This is a genomic window from Thermodesulfobacteriota bacterium (assembly GCA_040753795.1).
Classification (GTDB): Bacteria; Desulfobacterota; Desulfobacteria; order Desulfobacterales; family Desulfosudaceae; genus JBFMDX01.
In genome coordinates, this window is record JBFMDX010000016.1 from 21,656 (window position 1) to 40,189 (window position 18,534).

An 18,534-nucleotide genomic window follows, 5' to 3' on the forward strand; every position below is an offset into this window, starting at 1 on the left:
TTGAACCCTGTGTGCCGATTTAATCGGAGAAGAGCCTCAAAATATGGGTAATAACCTATACGGGAATCAGGGGCAGGTCAAGCAGATGACGGAGAATAAGCGCTATTACGATCTGAATACCTATTTCCGGTCCGTGTTCGGGTGCCGGATCCACAAAATCACCATCGACGCCGGGTTTTCCTGCCCCAACCGCGACGGCACCCTGTCGTCATCCGGCTGCATCTTCTGTAATAACCGCGGGTCGGGAACCGGCGCCCATGCCGCCGGCCTGTCCATCGCCGAGCAAATCCGAAACGGACGGAAGGTGCTGTCCCGGCGGTTCGGCGCCCAGAAATTCATCGCTTATTTTCAGGCCTATACCAACACCTACGCGCCCCTGGAAAAGTTGAAGGCCATGTATGACGAGGCCCTGGCCGAAGAGGACATTGTCGGCCTGTCCGTAGGCACCCGGCCGGACTGCATCGATCCTGACGTTTTGGCCCTGCTGGAGAGCTACACGGACCGCTTCCTGGTCTGGCTGGAGGTCGGGGTGCAGTCCGCGTGCGACCGGACCCTGGCCGTGATCAACCGGGGGCATGATTTTGCCTGCGCTCAAAAAGCCATCGCCATGTCCAGGAACCGCGGCATCAGAATTTGCGGCCACATGATTCTGGGCCTGCCCGGGGAAACGGCCGCGGACATGATCCATACCGCCGAGGCCATCGCGGCGCTGGGAATCGACGGTATCAAGATCCATCTGCTCTACGTGGTCCGTGATACCCCCCTGGCGGCCATGCTGGCCGGCGGTGATTACCGCTGCCTGGAACAGCAGGAATACGTCGACCGGGTCTGCGATGTGCTGGAGCGGCTGCCCGCCGGCATGGTGGTGCAGCGGCTGACCGGCGATCCCCATCCGGCCGAACTGGTGGCGCCGCTGTGGGCAATGCGGAAACAGGAAACCCTGACCGCGATCCATGACACCCTGGCGGCCAGGGACACGTGGCAGGGGAAGTGTTGCCAAGCCGGCGCTCATTCCGTTCCCGGCAAGTCATGAACCGTGACTTCGTAAACTGCTGGAGCAGCCGGCATAAAAAACCCGGGCCGGAAAATTCCGGCCCGGGTTTCATTTCCGCGTTTTATCCGCGGATCATTCTCTGTACTTGAAGGACACCTTGATGCTGGCCCGGTAGGCGACCACCTTGCCGTTTTCGATTTTCATATCCAGTTCACTTACTTCCGCGACTCTCAGGTCTTCCAAAGTTTTTGAGGCGCGCTCCACGGCGTTTTTGGCCGCGTCTTCCCAGGAAACCGTGCTGGTGCCCACCAGATTGATGATTTTGTAAACACTTTCGCCCATGATTGTCTCCTTTTGTTACGGGTTGAAGGGAACGGGCCAGGGCCCGTTTGAAAAATAAACATACGCCGCTTGCTAAAAGGTCATGACGTATTCTGAGCCGAATGCCGGTTAATGATTATTGAACATGGAAACGGTTTTTGCGGATACAAAAAAGCAGGCTTCTTTATATCCCCATGACGCCCTCAAGTCAAGCATAACCTTAAATCCTGGCAAAAAACAGCCGCCATCCAACCCGGCGGCCGATAAAAAGAACTTGAAAAAATCAAATCATTTTGAAATATTCAACCGCAAATGACGCCCCCCGGAAAAACGGGCGGCAGGTCTTTTGAAATCAAGGCCATTTTTAACAATTAGACAGGCGGATAAACATGATTCTGATTATCGATTTCGGTTCTCAATTCAACCAGCTGATCGCCAGGCGGGTGCGGGAGTCCCGCGTCTATTGCCGTATCGAGCCGCCGACCATCGACATAAAAGAGATCCGGGAACTCAATCCCGAAGGCATCATTCTTTCCGGCGGACCGGCCGGCATTTACGAAAAAGGCAGCCCCAAGGTTACGCGCAAGATTTTTGACCTGGGCATACCGGTACTGGGCATCTGCTACGGGCTTCATTTCATGGCCGACGCCCTGGGCGGGAAAGTAGCGGCGACCGGCAAGCGGGAGTACGGGTTCGCGGAGCTGTGCGTTTCCTCGGCCTGTGTAGTTTTAGACGGCGTCAGCAAAAAGACCGTCTGCTGGATGAGCCACGGCGATTCGGTCAAGAAGCTGCCGCCCGGGTTTGCCGTTATCGCTTCCACCGAAAACACCAACGCCGCGGTCATTGCCGACACCTCCCGCAATTTCTACGGGCTCCAGTTCCACCCGGAAGTCGTTCATACCCGGGAAGGCAAACGGATGCTGGACAATTTCCTGTTTGATATCTGCCATTGTAAAAAAACCTGGTCCATGAAGACCTTTGCCCGCGAGGCCATCGAGGAAATCCGGACGGTCACCGCCGGGAAAAAGGTGTTGCTGGGCTTGAGCGGCGGGGTGGATTCGTCGGTGACGGCCCTGCTCATTCACCGGGCCATCGGCGACAACCTGACCTGTATTTTTGTGGACAACGGCCTGCTCCGCAAGAACGAGGCCGAAAAACTCAAAGCGGTTTTCACCCGCAATCTGAACCTCCGCATCCGCTATGTCCAGGCCGGCCCGCGGTTTTTAAAAGCCCTGGCCGGGGTGGCCGACCCCGAGAGAAAACGAAAGATCATCGGCAAGCTCTTCGTGGACGTGTTCAACGAGGAGGCCGGCAAGGTCAGGGACGCCAAGTTCCTGGCCCAGGGAACGCTCTATCCGGATGTCATCGAGTCCCGGTCGGCCTTTGGCGGACCGTCGGCGGTGATCAAGTCCCACCACAACGTGGGCGGGTTGCCGGCCCGCATGAAACTCTCCCTGGTGGAGCCCCTCCGGTTCCTGTTCAAGGACGAGGTGCGCGCCCTGGGCAGGACCCTGGGGCTGGATGAGGACATGATTCACCGCCAGCCGTTTCCCGGCCCCGGCCTGGCCATCCGGGTCATCGGTCCGGTGGACCGGAAGAAACTGGATCTGCTGCGGGAAGTGGACGCGGTGCTGCTGGAGGAAATCCGCAAGGGCGGGTACTACCGCAAGCTGTGGCAGTCGTTTGCCGTGCTCCTGCCGTTAAAGAGCGTCGGCATCATGGGCGACAAGCGGACCTATGAACATGTCGCGGCCATCCGGGCCGTGACCAGCCGGGACGCCATGACGGCCGACTGGGCCCGGTTGCCGCACAAACTGCTTGGCCGGATCTCCAATCGAATTATTAATGAAGTAGCCGGTGTCAACCGGGTGGTCTATGACATCAGTTCCAAACCGCCCAGCACCATTGAATGGGAGTAGATCATGACGGATTTTTCGGATGAACGGGATTTTGATTTTTCCTTTGGCGGAAACAAGGGCCCGGGCAGGAAGGAACCTGACCGAGACGACGCCTTCGGCCGGCCCGATGAGGATGATGATAGAGACGATGCCTTTGTCAAAAGCGTCAAAGCCCACGAACGGGAGTACGCCCGGGAGGACGAGGCGTCGGACGGCGAAGGGCTGGATTGGAAATTCATCCTGCCGGCCATCCTGATTCCCTGTCTGATCGTCGGGGTCATGGTCGTGGCTTATATCAGCCTGTCCCGGAAGGTGGCCGCCGTGCAAAGCACAGGTTCGGCCGCGGTCGAGGAGTTTGTTCATATTTATGACGCCAAACTGGGGGAGATCCAGAAGACCCTGACGGCCCAGGACGAAGCGGTCAGGGGGATTCAGGATAAACTGTCCGGAGTCGCCCAGAACGCGGCCGCCATCAAGGAAATTCATGCCGGTGTCAAAACACTGACCGGAGCCGACGGCAAGATGGCTGCCGCCATTGAGAGCATGAATAAGGAAGTAGACAAGCTGACGGCCGCTGTCGGGGAGACCTCCCGTCAGGTTCTGGCCCTGGGCCAGAAGATAGAGACGGCGGAGACCAAGGTGTCCAGCCTGGCCGCCGCGGCCGCCGGCAAAGCCGACGCCGAGGCCGTGCGCCGGATGGTGGCCGATGCGGAGAAAAAACTGCAGGCGTCCATCGACGCTTCGGCCAAGGCGATAAAAAGTGATGTGAAGGCCCTGGACACCCGGGTGGGACGGGTGGAACAACAGCGGACCAAGGCGGCGCCATCTACCTCGACAGGCACCGCCCCGGCCAGGAAACCGGCCACCGGTTCCACTTCCCCGCCGGCCGGTGACCAGGACTTTATCGAAGAGGATCTGTAATCCCGCTTCGCGTCCCGCGCCTTGCGGTTGAGGCCAAATCAACTCGTGAAATATGTGGGCTACCGGGACGCCAGCAGCGCTTCGATGTGGCCTATATCCTCAGGCAGATCCACGGACGGGGAGTCCTGACGGGTGACGACCACCCGGATCTTGTAGCCGTATTCCAGGGCCCGCAGCTGTTCCAGTTTTTCTATTTCCTCCAGCACCCCCGAAGGCAGGCTGGCGTAAACTCCCAGGAATCTCCGGGAAAAGGCGTAGACCCCCAGGTGTTTGTAAAACGTGCAGGGCGTGCCCGGGTCACGGACCAGGGGAATGGGCGATCGGGAAAAATAGATGGCGAAGCCGCCCCGGTCGATAACGGCCTTGACGTTCTTGATGCTGCGGATTTCCGCTTCGTCGCTGACGGCGACCACCGGGGTGGATATGCCGAAATCAACAGGCGACAGCAGGGGGGCGACGGCCTCCTCTATGGTTTCCGGCGCGATCAGGGGCTGGTCGCCCTGGACATTGACGACGATGTCGTCGGGGGCCAGTTCCAGCAGCCGGGCCGCTTCGTCGGCCCGGTCCGAGCCCGTGCGGCATTCGGTCGGGGTCAGCACGCAGTTGCCGCCGAATTCCGCCACCGCGTCGAAAATGCGCTCGTCGTCCGTGGCCACGGCGATGTCCGTGACGCAGGAGGCCAGGCGGACGCGGTCATACACGCGTTTGATCAGGGGGACGCCGGCGATGGGCGCCAGGGGCTTGCCGGGGAAACGGGTGGATTCGTACCGCGAGGGGATGATGGCCACGACTCTCATAACAATATGCTCCTTGGTTGTCTTTCCATTTTATCAGGTACCAGTTTTTTGTTTTCGTAAAACGATGGTATAGTACAAAAGACTATTGTTTTAAATAGAAATCAGTGGCTTCGCTGGAGGTCATTGCCGTTCCCGACTTGATCCTTTCGGGGCCGGTTGAAACCAGCCAAGGGCTTTGAGACCGCCCAAAATGATCGGGGAGCGAACAAAACGGACTTTACGAGGATGTCGGTTGTTGCGAGGAATGGAACGTACTGCTTATTTGTGACATTCCGAGGGCCGCAGTGACAAGGCTGAGGGAATGAAGACGCATACCAGTAACTTCAATGTCAGCAAAAGGTGACTATGAACGCTGAACAGTTAAAACAAATCCTGGCGGCGGTGGCCGGCGGGGGAAAAACCGTGGACGAGGCGGCCGACGAGCTGACGCACTTTTCTTTTGAGGCCATGGGGTATGCCCACGTGGACCATCACCGCAGCCTGCGTCACGGGTTCCCGGAGGTCATTTTCGGCATCGGCAAGACACCGGCCCAGATCATCGGCATCATGGAACGGCTGATGGAAAGAAGCGGGGTGGTGCTGGTCACCCGGGTGGCGCCGGAAGCGGCCCGGCAGGCGCTGGAGCGGTTCCCCGAGGCGGTCTTCCACGAGGACGCCGGCATGATCGTCTGCCGAAAGGAGCCGCCCGCTATCGTCGGCCGGGGCACCATCGTGGTGGTGTCGGCCGGCACCTCGGATATCCCCGTGGCCCGGGAAGCGGCCCTGACCGCCGAAGCCATGGGCAACCGGGTGGAGACCCTGTTCGACGTGGGCGTGGCCGGGATTCACCGCCTGTTCGCCCACCGGGAGCTGATCACCCGGGCATCGGTCCTGGTGGTGGCGGCCGGCATGGAGGGTGCTCTGCCCTCGGTGGTGGCCGGCATGACCGGCCGGCCGGTCATCGCCGTGCCCACCAGCGTCGGTTACGGCGCCAGCTTCAAGGGGCTGACCGCCCTGCTGGGCATGCTCAACTCGTGCAGCTCCAACGTGGCGGTGGTCAACATCGACAACGGGTTCGGGGGGGGCTATATGGCGGCCTGTATCAATCGGACGTGATAAGTGGTTAAGTATTAAGTGTTAAGTATTAAGTGTTAAGTTTTAAGTGGCGGAAGGATTCGGCCTTCCAAAGCGTTAATGTGGTCAGGGTTTTATGGCTTTAAGCGTTCCAGCCGCGCCGGACCCGGGACCAAACCGATAACTATCAATGACTTGCAGTGTTAATTAGAAGTGACTACAATTGATAAATTTGTAAAGGTTCCCACCCTCCCATACCCTGAAACTTTAACCACTTAAAACTTAACACTTAATCACTTAACCACTTAACACTTAAAACTTAATCACTTAAAACTTAACACTTAATCACAATCAATCTAACCGGGAACAAATCGTTGAAATCTGTCTTTCACTTTAAAGATACTTTGCGCCTGCTCTATCCGGTGCGGGTACTGGCTCTGGGCCTGGCAGTTTCCCAGGTGATCGCGACGGTGCTGGTGTATCTGTCCAACCGGGCCCTGGCGGCGAAAATCGCCGCCATCCAGGCCGCCGGATACGGCCCCCTGCCCGGCGTCAATATCGACCCTTCCCTGACCAGTTTCGAAGCCGCCTTTGCCGGGGGCTCTTTTTTCACTTTAAGCACGGGCGCCGGGGTGACGATGCTGACTTTCGGGGCGACGCTGCTTTTTTCGTCCCTGGCCCCGCTTTACCGGGCCTGGAAAACCAAGTCGCTTAAAGCCGGCTGGCGGATTCCGGCCTTGCTGGCGTTTCTGCCGGCGACCGTGGCCGCGGCTATCCTGATCATCGCATGGCCGGTCCTGTTGATCTGGGCCAACCGCCACGGGCTCTGCCCCGGCATGACCGCCTTCCTGGTGCTGGTTCCCCCGCCCGTAATCTGGGCCGCCACAAAATGGTCGCCCCGGAAAAGCGGATACACCCGTCTGCCCTGGCGCACCCCCATCCATTTTATGTTGATCGCCTTTCTGCTGGCCCTGTGGGGATGGCAGGTCAACAAGGACGTGTTTATCAATTTCAGGGACAATCTGTTGCTGACCTCGGGCCCTGGAACCCGGATCGTTGATTTCTATTACCGCTACACCCTTTATCCGGCCGAGGTGTTCAAACGTCTGGCCGACCGGCAGCTCAAGGCCTGCGTACTGGAAGGCTTCGCTGACCCCGCTGAATCCGGGCGTCTGGAAACCGTCCTGCGAGCCCATGATTATTTTGTCGTGCCGGCGGGTGCCGTAAAACCCGATCTGACGCTGATCCGTCAGGGGAACGGCCTGGCCCTGGCGCGCGGCGGGAAACCGGTGATAACCGTGGAACGGGAACGGTTCATGCGTCTTGCCGGCGATATTCTCGACGGTTTTTCCGAAAAAGTCGACCATCAGTTCGTGTTCCGGCGGTTCACCCTCGTTTCCCTGGCCGGCGTTGCCCCGCTGGCCCTCTACCTGGCGGTCTACGGCCTGTTCTGCCTGGTACCGGGAATACTGATCAATGTCCGGATATCCTCGTTCCTGGCGCCCGTACTCTGTTTTATCTTCTGGGCCGGTGTTATCCTGTACCTGGGCCCGCCGCCGCCGGCCAGGATCGACGCTGACCGGGCCGCGGCCGCCATCCGGGAGGGATCCCGCAAGGAGCGTATCGCGGCCCTGCGGTATATTGACGGGGAAAAACTGGATATCGGACGCTTTGAGGGCTATCAGCGGCTGATCGATACGACGGATCCGGCCCAGCTTTACTGGCTGGCGCGGACCCTCGGCAGCAGCCGGGACCCGGCCGCGGGCATCGCGCTCTTCCGGTTTTTGAACTCGGATTCGGCTTATATCGTCTGTAAAGCCATGTCGTCAATCGCCCGGCAGGCGGAGAAGCAGGGTGATCCGGCCCGGCGGCGGACCCGGAACATGCTGGTCCGAAAAATGGAGATGGCCGACAACTGGTATATTCAGTTTTCCGCTTATAAGGCGGCCAGGAGCCTGGGATGGATGCCGGGAAAATAAAAGTAACCACGATAGCGTTCGCAATGGTTACGGTGATGGCGGCTGAAGTCGCCGGACGGGCTGCGGTTCTTTCCGGCCTGTGCTCTCCGGGAGCCGCGATCCTGGGGGTACGCCTGGCCGAGGCCGTCCTGCTGACGGTCGTGATCCGGCTCTGCCAGGGGAGCCTGGCCGTTGTTGGCCTGGGAAAGGGCGATATTGTCCGGGGGATAACGGCGGGCGCAGCCTGGGCAATTGTTTTCGGGGGCGCGGTCGCCGTTGCCGGCGCTCTGCTGCTGGCTACGGGCGCCGATCCCCTGCCGTTGTTCCGCATGCCCCTGCCCGAAGGGCATGGAGAACTGGCCTTTTTTCTGCTGGCCGGCGTGGTGGTCTCGCCCCTGGCCGAGGAACTCTTCTTCCGGGGGCTGCTTTACGGCCTCTTCCGGCGCTGGGGAACGGTCGCGGGCGTGATCCTGACCACCATCGTTTTCGCCGGACTCCATCTGCCCGGCATCCCCATCCCCCAGGCCGTGGGCGGCATTGTTTTCTGCCTGGCCTATGAAAAGGAAAAGAGCCTGATGGCGCCCTACGTCATTCATGCCCTGGGCAATGCGGCTATCTTTGGACTGGGAATGGTTAGCTGACGGTTTTAGGCGTTATGGTCTTAGAGTGGTTAAGTGATTAAGTGTTAAGTATTAAGTATTAAGTATTAAGTGGTTAAGTGTTAAGTGCTAAGGTGTTAAAGTTTCAGGGCATAGGAGGTTGGGGAGCCTTTACCAATCCATCGGTTGGGACGCTTCTAACCAACAAGAATGCAAGCCATAGCTATCGGTTTGGTTCCGGGCCCCGCCCGGTTGGGACGCTTAAAACGATAAAACCATAACCCCTAAACCACTTAATACTTAACACTTAATACTTAACCACTTATAGGTAACTTCACTGATCGCACACTCTAAAATCTTACTCCTTCGCTCCCTCGGTTTCTTGAGTCTTTGCCGTCTCCTTGACCCCTTGAGCCCGCGACCTCTTGAACCCTTTTAAAAGCTTTTCGAAGGCATCCTTCATCGCCCTCCAGCCCCCGATCTGCCGTTTTCCCCCGGCCGGGGCCGTGTGCCGCAGGGCCCGTTCCGCCAGCCGGGAAAAGGGCATGGTCTGGAGCAGAACCGTGCCGGTGCCGCTCAAGGATGCCAGCAACAGCCCCTCACCGCCGGAAAGCATGGACTTGAGATTGTCGGCCCGTTCAATGCTGTAATTCAGGCCGGAGGTAAAGGCCGCGATGCAGCCGGTGTCGACCCGGATGACGTCATGTTTGAGCACTTTCTGGACCACGGTGCCGCCGATGTGGAGAAAGGCCGTTCCGATGCCGGACAGCCGCAGCAGGATAAAACCATCGTTGCCGAAAAACCCGTCTTCCATGCGCCGGGTGAAAGCGATTTCGACCAGGCAGTCGCTGGTGACGCAGAGAAAGGCGTCCCGCTGGCAGAGGATTTCCCCGTCGAAGTCGGACAGGTTAACGGCGATGACCCGGCCGGGGTAAGGCGCGGCAAAAGAGATGCAGCGGGTGCCCAGGCCGCTGTTGGTAAACTGGGTCAGGAACAGGGCTTCGCCGGCGACCATTCGCCTGCCGGCATCGGCCAGTCTGGCCATCATGCCTTCCTCGACCGGTGAGCCGTCTCCCATTCTGGTTTCAAAGGCGATGGCGCTGTCCATGTAGTTCAGGTCGCCGGCCTCGGCCATAACGCTTTCCCCGGAGCCCAGCACGATCTCCACGGACTGCATGTCGTCACCGATAATGCTGTATTTTATCTGCTGCAATTGCATATCATAATCCCTTCATATCTTCACGGACATTGTCCGATCTTTCCACTATCATTCCGGAGGGGGTTTTGTAAACCGGTTATCTTTTTATTCGTGCCGGTTGCGCCAGAGGGGCAAGACCAAGGCGCGTAAATCCCGAGGAATGAGGCGTACTGTAGTACGCCGCAGTGACGAGGGATGCGGCGCAACGCCGGGATTGCGCCTCCGGCACAACCGGCGCTATTCGTCTTTGTAGCGCTGCTGAATACTCCGCATCACATCCAGGCTGCCGAGGAAAATTTCCACCAGCTCGGGATCAAAGTGGGTGCCGGCGTCCTTTTCCAGGGTTTCCAGAACTTTCGCTTCGTCCCAGGCGGGCTTATAGACCCGGATGGAGGAGAGGGCGTCGAACACGTCGGCCAGGGCCACGATGCGGCCGAAAACCGGGATGTCCTCGCCGGCCTTGCCGGACGCCCGGCCGTCAGGACGCCTGTACTCCGGCAGCGGTTCGCCGGTGGTCACGTCGATGTAGCCGGGATAACCGGATCCGTTCCATTTTTCATGGTGATTCAGGGCCACGGCCGCGGCGGTGTCGTCGAAATCCGACTGGCTGCTGGCAAAAAGGCGCGCGCCCATCATGGAGTGGTGTTTCATGATCTCGTATTCCTGCTCGTCGAGCTTGCCGGGCTTTTTCAGGATGGTGTCGGAAATGCCGACCTTGCCCACGTCGTGCAGCATGGCCGCCATTCTCAACAGGTCCCGTTTCTTCTGGATTTCATCTTCCGGGATATCCCGCCGCCGGGCCCATTTTTCGTAAAGTTCCACGGCATAGCCGCCGACGCGGTTGACATGGGCGCCGGTTTCCTTGGGGTCGCGCATTTCCGCCATCTTGATCATCCGCAGCAGCAGGGCGCGGGTCATCTGGGCCCGCTCCAGGGTGACCGAGGCGATGCCGGCAAAATGCATCATGACCATCACGTCCCGGTCGGAGAAAGGGATGGCCCGTCCATCCGGGTCCCGGGCGTTGATGACCTGCAGCACCCCCAGGGTTTTTCCCATGGGCGTAGTCAGGGGGATGGTCAAGGCCGATTGCGTCCGGTAGCAGGCGGTCTCGTCGAACTGGCGGCCGAACTGAAAGGGGCTGGCCGGGTCGATGGAGTACACATCATCCAGATTAAGGGGTTGGCCGGTCAGGGTCACGTATCCGGCCAGGGTTTTCTTGTCCACGGGCATGCTGAAGGTGGAGTAGATGAGCTTTTCTCCGGGTTTGAGCCGCTGCTGCAGGGTGTCGTTCTGGGTATAGGTGAAGCGCAGCCGGTCGTTCTCCATGATGTAGATGGAACCGGCGTCGGCATTAACGAACAGCCGGGACTCGGTCAGGATTTTCTCCATCATGATATCCAGGTCCTGGATATGGTTCAACTCGGTTCCCAGGAGGGTCAGCTTGTCGATTTTTTCTTTTTCCGTCAGCATGGGCGACCTGCCTTTACTTGTGCCTGCCGGTGAAGAGATGGCTCGAGACAACGACATTGATTTCTATTTTATTATTATAAGCGATTTTATATGGCCGGCACAACCGATAAAAAGATTTGACATCAGGCCGCGGCGCGGCGGGAGAAGCGGACCGTGGCCAGGGTGAAAATGGTCAGTCCGATGGCCAGCAGCGACAGCAGTTCCGGCCAGAGTACCGTCAGGCCGGCGCCTTTGAGAAACAGCTCCCGCAGGATTTCGATAAAATACCGCAGGGGATTGGCCAGGGTGATAATCTGGACCCAGTCCGGCATGTTGGCGATGGGGTAAAAAAATCCGGACAGCAGGATAAAGGAGACCAGAAAGAACCAGGCGATAAACAGGGCCTGCTGCTGGGTGTCCACCAGGGTGGAGATGAATATGCCCAGCCCCAGGGTGGTGAAGATGAACACCGCGGCCAGGACCGCCAGCAGGGGCAGGCTGCCGACGATGGGCACCTTGAACCAGAGCACCCCGAAGGTCATGGCAAACCCCATTTCCAGAAAACCCAGCAGGGCGAAAGGCAGGGTCTTGCCGGCGATGATCTGCCAGGCTGACAGCGGCGTCACCAGGAGCTGGTCCAGGGTGCCGATTTCCCGCTCCTTGACGATGGCCATGCCGGTCAGCAGCATGGTGATGATGGTCAGCAGGATGGAGATGATGCCGGGAATCATGTAATAGACGCTTTTCAGTTCCGGGTTGTACCAGGCCCGGCTGACCGGCTCGATGAAGCGGACCGACCGGACCAGCCGCGGATCGCGGCCGGTGTCGCGCGCCATTCTGTCCCGCATGAACTCCAGCAGGATGCGGTTGCAGTACCCCATGGCCACGGCGGCGGTGTTGGAGTTCTGGCCGTCCAACAGGATCTGGATCTCGGGGCTGTCCCGGGCTTCCAGGTCACGGCCGAAATATTCGGGAATGACCAGGGCCAGCACGGTCTCTCCCCTGAAAAGGAAACGCTCCGCCTCCCCGGCCCGGCAGGGCTGCTGTTGGACGATGAAATAATCGGTGTGGGAGAATTGTTCGATGAGGCTCCGGCTGATGGCGGAGTTGTCCTGGTCGCAGATGAGAATGTCCAGGTTCTTGATATCGGTGGTGATGGCGTGTCCCAGGATCAGCAACTGGATCATGGGCACCACGAAGATGACCCGCAGCATGTTGGGGTCCCGGACCACCTGCCGGAGTTCTTTGATGACCAGGTTCAGGATTTTTTTCATTTTATTCCATCCTCATTGCAGTTTCAGCTGGAACCGCCAGATGGCCAGGGAAATGAAGAACAGGCCCACCGCCACCATGGCCGCCACCGCCGGCCACAGCTCCAGCGGACCGTTGCCCTTGAGCATGATGCCCCGGATGATCTTCAGAAAATGGGTGGCCGGGATGATCTGGGAGACGACCTGGAGCGGCCGGGGCATGGAGCTGATGGGAAAAATAAAGCCCGACAGCATGACCGAGGGCAGCAGGGTGGCGGCCAGGGAGAGCATCATGGCCACCTGCTGGGTGGCCACCAGGGTCGAGATGAGCAGGCCGATGGCCAGGGCCGTGAACAGGTAGAGCAGGCAGAAGACCATCAGCCAGGTCCAGGATCCCAGCATGGGCACCTTGAACCAGAGGTGGCCGAAGATGATGATGAAAACGGCGATGAGAAAGGCCAGAATGAGATAGGGCAGGGCCTTGCCCAGCACCACCTCATAGGGCCGGATAGGGCTGGTCAGAATCTGTTCCATGGTGCCGGTCTCTTTTTCCCGGGCGATGGTGACCGAGGTCAGCAGGGCGCCGATCATGATCAACAGCAGGGCCACGATGCCGGGCACGACAAAGTGGGCCGACTCCATGTCCGGATTGTAGAAGATCCGGGTCTTGACCCGGACCGGCAGGCCGACGCCGCCGGCCGACAGGGAGCGGCTCAGGAACAGGCTCTCCAGGTAGTTCTGGGCCAGGGTGGCGCTGTTGGCGTCGGTGCCGTCGGTGACCAGACCGATGACCGCGCTGCCGGCGCCGCCCAGATTGCGGCTGAAGTCCGCGGGAATGATGACCGCCGCCCGCACGGCCCGTTGCCGGAAGAGGCCTTCCGTCATCCGGGGATCGTCATAGCGCCGCACCACGTCAAAATAGGATGAGGCGTCCACGGTTTCGATCAGGTCACGGCTGACCGGGGTCCGGTCAAGGTCGCATACCCCCACGCGGATGTTTTTCAGGTCCATGTTGATGGCATACCCGAAGATGAACATCATCAGCAGGGGCATCATCAGCAGGATCAGCACCGACCGGGGGTCCCGGCGGATGTGGATGAACTCTTTACGGGTCAGGGGCAGAAAACGGGAGTTGATCATTACCGGTCCACCAGATAAATGAAGACATCCTGAATGGATGCGCGGTTGTATTTTTTCTTGATGGCCGCCGGCGAGTCCATCTCGACGATGCGGCCTTTGTACATGATGGAGAGCCGGTGACAGTATTCGGCCTCGTCCATGTAATGGGTGGTCACGAAAACGGTTGTGCCGGCCGCGGCCATGGCGGCGATCAGGTCCCAGAAGTAGCGCCGGGCAATGGGGTCGACGCCGCCGGTGGGCTCGTCCAGGAACAGGATCGGCGGCCGGTGCAGGATGGCGCAGGCCAGGGCCAGGCGCTGTTTGTACCCCAGGGGCAGGGAGGCGGTCCGGCGGCCGCGGATCCCGGACAGGTCCAGGATCGTTTCCAGTTCGGCCAGTCGGGCGTTGATCTGCGGCCGGTTCAGTCCGTAAACCCCGCCGAAAAAGAAGATGTTCTCCTCCACCTTCAGGTCGTCGTACAGGGAGAATTTCTGGGACATGTAACCGATGCGGGAGCGGATGGCTTTCCGCTGCCGGGCGATGTCCAGGCCGTCCACCGTGCCCTGGCCGGCGGATGGCCGCAGCAGGCCGGTCAGGATCTTGATGGTAGTGGTTTTACCGGCGCCGTTGGCGCCCAGAAAGCCGAAGATCTCGCCCCGGCCGACGTCAAAGGAGATGTCGTCCACGGCGACAAAATCCCCGAAGCGCCGGGTCAGGTTGCGGACCGTCACGGCCGTTGCCGGGGGCCCTGCCATGGCCGCATGATTATCGTTAGAGCCGGGCATTGTCATGGCGTCTTTCTTCTCCGGCGATCATGGCCACAAAGGCGTCTTCCAGCCCAGCCGGTACCATTTCAGCCGACCGGATGGACAGGCCGTTTTCGGCGGCAGCGTGGCGCAGGGCTTTCATGTCCTGCGCGGCGTTTTCAAACAGGCTGACCTGGACCCGGTCGCCCAGGATGCGGACCTGCTCCGGGCTCAAGGCTTTCTTGAACCAGGCGGCCAGGGCCGTGATGTCCGTGCCGTCCACGGCAAAGACGGTGCCGGGAAAGCCGGCGGCGATGTCCCGGGCCCGGCCCGTGGTCAGCACCCGGCCCTTGTGCATGAGGGCGACCCGACCGCAGCGTTCCGCCTCTTCCATGTAGGGCGTGGAAACCAGGATGGTGACCCCGTCCAATCGGAGCTTTTCCAGGATGTCCCAGAATTCCCGCCGGGAAACCGGGTCCACGCCGGTGGTCGGCTCGTCCAGCATCAGGACCCGGGGGGTATGGATCAGGGCGCAGGACAGGGCCAGTTTCTGCTTCATGCCGCCGGAAAGCTGGCCGGCGCGCCGCTTGACAAAAGGCGTCAGGCGGCTGAACTCCAGCAGTTGCCCGGTCCGCTGCTGCCGTTCGGCTTTGGGCACCCGGAACAGGTCGGCGAAAAAGCGCAGGTTCTCGGCCACCGTCAGGTCCGGGTAGAGGGAGAAGCGCTGGGGCATGTAGCCGATGATGCTGCGGATTTTCTCCGGCTCACGATCCACGGGAATGTCAAGGACACGGCACTGTCCGGCGTCCGGGTCCAGGAGGGAACAGAGGATCCGGATCAGGGTGGTTTTCCCGGCGCCGTCCGGGCCGATCAGGCCGAACATCTCGGCCCGGTCGACCTCAAACCCGACCGAGGCCAGGGCCACCGTGGGCCCGTATTCCTTGCGCAGTCCGCTGATATGGATGGCGGGGTTGTTCATTTCTTGCGTTGTCCTTCAATTCAGCCGGCGCATAGGGTTCAAGGATTCAAGGGGCCGAGGGGTCAAAGGTTTGTTATGGAAACAGGCAATCGGGAGATGAATCATGTTATCAGTTCCTCGCGACCAGATAGACTTCGGCCGGCATGCCGATTTTGAGTTCCGGCCTGTTTTCCTCCAGGGTCACCTTGACGGCATAAACCAGTTCCGACCGGGCCTTGCGGGTCTGCACGTTTTTGGGCGTGAACTCCGCCTCCGGCGATGTCCAGGTGATCCGGCCGGCCAGCGGGGTTCTCACGGCGTCCACCCGGACGGTCACGGCCTGGCCCAGGGGAAAAGCGCCCAGGTCGGTCTCCGCCAGGTATATGTTCAACCAGAAATTTTTAAGGTCGGCGATTTTGTAAATCTTTTCCCCCGCCGTCACCACCTCTCCGGGCTCGACATATTTTTCCACCACCTCTCCGGCCAGTGGGGCCGTCACCGTGCCGTCGGCGATCTGCCGGTCCAGGACCGCCAGGGACGCCTCCAGCTGGGCCTGCCTGGCATCCAGCAGCGGGCCCTGGGACTGGGCCGCGGCCAGCTGGTTCCGGTCCACGATCAGTTTGGTGGAGATATCGTCAAACTGCTGCCGGGTGGCCGAGCCTTTGGCGAACAGTTCTTTGGTTCTTTTATAACGGGTTTCGGTATTGGCGAAGTTTTCCCGGGCCTGGGCCACGGCCGCTTCGGCCGCGATCCGGCTGGCGGCCACCTCCTGAAGTCCGGCCGCCACCTGGGCCCGCTGCAGGGTCAGTTTTTCCACGTCGATCCGGGCCAGAAGGTCTCCGGCAACAACGGTCTGGCCCTCCTCACGGGTCATTTCCAGAACGGTCCCCGTGGCCAGGGAGCTGACGTTCACTTCCGTGGCCTCCAGCGTACCCGATCCGGCGAACCCCGGGGCCATTTTCTCTCCGCAGCCCAGGAGGCCGAACAGCAGGAAGACGGTCACTCCCCATCCAGCGCGGTGCAATTTTTTCATATGATTATCTCCCTTATTCCGAATTTCTGTCGTTATTCCCGCGAACACCGGCTTGGTTTCTCCGTCATCCTCCGACTTGATCGGGGGATCCAGTATAAAATTGAACATATTCATCTTATGCTGGATCCCGGCTAACGTTCCGCTTCGCGTCACGGGCCGGGATGACAACGACGCAGCCAGCACAGCGAGCGCTTTGATTTGGAATTGGTATCACTCTATCCCCAACGCCCTCATATAGTCGGCCCACGCGATTCTGACCCTGGCGCAGGTGATGGACAGGTCGATCTCCGCGGTCATCAGTTCCGTGTGAGCGTCCAGGTAGTCGCTTCCCGTGGCCGTACCGACCCGGTAATTATCTTCCCGGGTTCGATAATTCTCCCGGGCGGCCAGAACCTTTTCCTCACCGATGATTCGCCGCCGGCAGGCTTCCTCATAGGTCAGCCGGGCATTGAGACGGTCCAGCGCGACCCGGCGGTCGATGGCCTCCCGGTCCTTTTCCAGACGGGTTTTTTTCGTCCGGGCGGCCTTCTGCTCATTGCCGCGCCGGCCCATGTCAAACACGTTCCATGTCAGGTTGACGCCCGCCTGCCACCAGGTGTCCCAGTCCGGTTCGTTGCCCTTGAACCCCGGCCAGCCATAATGGGTCGATGCCGTCAGACCGACCCTGGGCAGGCGGGCGCCGCCGGCGATGGCCTCCTCGGCCGCGGCCATCTCCACCTGTTGCCGGGCGATCTTCTGTTCCTGCCGCTCCGGCGGCGCGGCCGTCAGGTCTTCGGGAACGGGCCAGGGCGGCGGATTTTTCCAGTCTACGGCAATGTCGACCGGAGTGTCCGGCGACAGCCCCATGATTTCGGCCAGAGCGGCCCGGGTCTTGGCAATGGCGTCTTCGGTCTGGATAATCTGCTGCTCTGTCTCCAGACGTCGGATTTCAATGGGGTAAAGGTCGTTTTTGATGATCATTCCCTGGGCCAGGAGGTTGCGGGCGTCCTGGAGATGGCTGTCGATCTGGTTTTTCGCGGCTTCGGCGATCTTTTTTGACTCCACGGCCATGGCCAGTTCGTAAAAGGCGGTGGTGACCCGCTTGCGGATATCGCTTTTTTGAAGCGCCGTCTGGCTGACCGCCGCCGACAGGGCCGCTTCGGACATTCTCACGTTGTTTTTGATGCTGCCGCCGGCATAAAGCGGCTGCCACAGGGCCAGGGAAAGATCCCTGTTCTGCTCATCGCCGATTTCTATTGCCCGGCCGGGGATGGTGATCGGCGGTTGACCCGGCGTCAGGGTGACGGTGACGTCATCCGGCCGGGTCTGATTGACCTGCGAGATATAGCCGGCGGAAGCGCTGACGCCCATTTCAGGAAAATAGCCGGCCTCGGCTTTTTTGAGACGGTAGGCGGTTTCTTCTTCTCCCTTTTCCGCCCGGACAATATCCGGATTCCCGGCCGCGGCCATATCCAGGCATTGCTCCAGCGTCAGGGGGCTTTCGGCCGCCGCAAGGGGCGCGGCCATAAGAACGACAAAAAGGGCCGGGAGAACCCATCGCCATTTGGCGGGGTGGTGCCCGGCTTTCCTTTTGACGGGCTTTATCGTTTTCATGTGGATTTCCTTTCCGGTTTGGCCAATCCGTACAGCACCAGGTCGGCGATGGCCTCTTTCCGCTTTTCCAGAAACCCGTCTTCGTCAACGGGTTTGCCCCAGATATGGTTGACCAGCGGCCTGGCCACAAAGTACATGAGGCACATGCCGATGACGCTGATGGCGGTCTGCCGGGGGTCCACCGGCCGGATCAGTCCGTCGGCCGCCGCCTTTTCAATAAACGGCGCGATCAGGTTCGGCGGCGATATGCCGATTTCGGAAGCAATCCGGTCGGCGATGGCCATCATGTGACTGCCGCCCCCGATGATTTCCGAAACCATCAGGCGCGGCAGGTCGGGATTGCCTTTGAGGATGTCCATATAGACATTGATAAAGCCGCGCAGGGCCGCTTCCGGCGAATCGTATGTTCCGAAATGATGGGCCAGTTGCTTGAGAACGCTGGAGAAAAATCGGAACAGCACCTCTTCATACAGGTTTTCCTTGGAGCTGAAGTAGTAGTGCAGCAGGGCCTGGTTGACCCCGGCCTGTCTGGCGATCTGCTGCATGCGGGCGCCCTTGAACCCTTCCCTGGAAAAAACCGCCGTGGCTGCTTCCATTATTTTTTTGGGTGTTTCCGCTTCCGGCATTTATCCTCCCGGATAAATTTA

General features: G+C 59.9%; 17 protein-coding genes. 6 read left to right on the forward strand and 11 right to left on the reverse strand.

Going from position 1 to position 18,534, the window contains the following annotated elements:
- Window positions 1-43: 43 nt before the first annotated feature.
- Window positions 44-1,033, forward strand: coding sequence for a TIGR01212 family radical SAM protein (locus AB1724_15900; protein MEW6079291.1), 990 nt, complete (start codon window positions 44-46; stop codon window positions 1,031-1,033).
- A gap of 93 nt (window positions 1,034-1,126) precedes the next feature.
- Here AB1724_15900 and AB1724_15905 read toward each other — a convergent pair whose 3' ends face one another.
- Window positions 1,127-1,336: a dodecin family protein gene (locus AB1724_15905; GenBank protein ID MEW6079292.1), complete on the reverse strand. Its 210-nt coding sequence runs from the start codon at window positions 1,334-1,336 to the stop codon at window positions 1,127-1,129.
- Between the two features lie 368 nt (window positions 1,337-1,704).
- On the opposite strand from AB1724_15905, the gene guaA reads away from it, so the two are divergent.
- Together guaA and AB1724_15915 are read left to right on the forward strand one after the other, a co-directional pair.
- Window positions 1,705-3,234, forward strand: coding sequence for a glutamine-hydrolyzing GMP synthase (gene guaA, locus AB1724_15910; protein MEW6079293.1), 1,530 nt, complete (start codon window positions 1,705-1,707; stop codon window positions 3,232-3,234).
- A gap of 3 nt (window positions 3,235-3,237) precedes the next feature.
- Window positions 3,238-4,134, forward strand: coding sequence for a hypothetical protein (locus AB1724_15915; protein ID MEW6079294.1), 897 nt, complete (start codon window positions 3,238-3,240; stop codon window positions 4,132-4,134).
- Between the two features lie 59 nt (window positions 4,135-4,193).
- Here AB1724_15915 and kdsB read toward each other — a convergent pair whose 3' ends face one another.
- Entirely contained in the window at window positions 4,194-4,931 is a 738-nt protein-coding gene (gene kdsB, locus AB1724_15920; GenBank protein MEW6079295.1) for a 3-deoxy-manno-octulosonate cytidylyltransferase, read from the reverse strand.
- Between the two features lie 345 nt (window positions 4,932-5,276).
- Between kdsB and larB the strand changes: the two genes are divergently transcribed.
- The 3 genes from larB to AB1724_15935 all read left to right on the forward strand — a co-directional run bounded on the left by larB (window position 5,277) and on the right by AB1724_15935 (window position 8,583).
- Window positions 5,277-6,026, forward strand: a complete 750-nt coding sequence (gene larB / locus AB1724_15925; GenBank protein MEW6079296.1) for a nickel pincer cofactor biosynthesis protein LarB — start codon at window positions 5,277-5,279, stop codon at window positions 6,024-6,026.
- Window positions 6,027-6,358: 332 nt separating this feature from the next.
- Window positions 6,359-7,963 (forward strand): hypothetical protein, encoded by a 1,605-nt coding sequence (locus tag AB1724_15930; GenBank protein ID MEW6079297.1) that lies wholly within the window; start codon window positions 6,359-6,361, stop codon window positions 7,961-7,963.
- A complete protein-coding gene (locus AB1724_15935; GenBank protein MEW6079298.1) occupies window positions 7,945-8,583 on the forward strand; it encodes a CPBP family intramembrane glutamic endopeptidase in 639 nt (212 codons plus the stop codon). Before AB1724_15930 ends, AB1724_15935 begins: the two co-directional genes overlap by 19 nt.
- A 316-nt stretch (window positions 8,584-8,899) precedes the next feature.
- On the opposite strand, the gene AB1724_15940 is transcribed toward AB1724_15935, so the two are convergent.
- The 9 genes from AB1724_15940 to AB1724_15980 all read right to left on the reverse strand — a co-directional run bounded on the left by AB1724_15940 (window position 8,900) and on the right by AB1724_15980 (window position 18,513).
- Entirely contained in the window at window positions 8,900-9,760 is an 861-nt protein-coding gene (locus tag AB1724_15940) for a TIGR00266 family protein (protein MEW6079299.1), read from the reverse strand.
- 216 nt (window positions 9,761-9,976) lie between these two features.
- A complete protein-coding gene (locus AB1724_15945) occupies window positions 9,977-11,209 on the reverse strand; it encodes an HD domain-containing phosphohydrolase (protein ID MEW6079300.1) in 1,233 nt (410 codons plus the stop codon).
- Between the two features lie 122 nt (window positions 11,210-11,331).
- Entirely contained in the window at window positions 11,332-12,462 is a 1,131-nt protein-coding gene (locus tag AB1724_15950; GenBank protein MEW6079301.1) for an ABC transporter permease, read from the reverse strand.
- A gap of 12 nt (window positions 12,463-12,474) precedes the next feature.
- Entirely contained in the window at window positions 12,475-13,578 is a 1,104-nt protein-coding gene (locus AB1724_15955) for an ABC transporter permease (protein ID MEW6079302.1), read from the reverse strand.
- Entirely contained in the window at window positions 13,578-14,348 is a 771-nt protein-coding gene (locus AB1724_15960; protein ID MEW6079303.1) for an ABC transporter ATP-binding protein, read from the reverse strand. The genes AB1724_15955 and AB1724_15960 overlap by 1 nt, the downstream gene beginning before the upstream one ends.
- Window positions 14,329-15,282 carry an ABC transporter ATP-binding protein gene (locus AB1724_15965; protein ID MEW6079304.1) on the reverse strand — a complete coding sequence of 318 codons (954 nt, stop codon included), beginning with the start codon at window positions 15,280-15,282 and terminating at the stop codon, window positions 14,329-14,331. The genes AB1724_15960 and AB1724_15965 overlap by 20 nt, the downstream gene beginning before the upstream one ends.
- Before the next feature lie 109 nt (window positions 15,283-15,391).
- Window positions 15,392-16,294 (reverse strand): HlyD family efflux transporter periplasmic adaptor subunit, encoded by a 903-nt coding sequence (locus AB1724_15970; protein MEW6079305.1) that lies wholly within the window; start codon window positions 16,292-16,294, stop codon window positions 15,392-15,394.
- 210 nt (window positions 16,295-16,504) lie between these two features.
- Window positions 16,505-17,887, reverse strand: coding sequence for a TolC family protein (locus AB1724_15975; GenBank protein MEW6079306.1), 1,383 nt, complete (start codon window positions 17,885-17,887; stop codon window positions 16,505-16,507).
- Window positions 17,884-18,513: a TetR/AcrR family transcriptional regulator gene (locus AB1724_15980; GenBank protein MEW6079307.1), complete on the reverse strand. Its 630-nt coding sequence runs from the start codon at window positions 18,511-18,513 to the stop codon at window positions 17,884-17,886. Before AB1724_15980 ends, AB1724_15975 begins: the two co-directional genes overlap by 4 nt.
- Window positions 18,514-18,534: the final 21 nt, after the last annotated feature.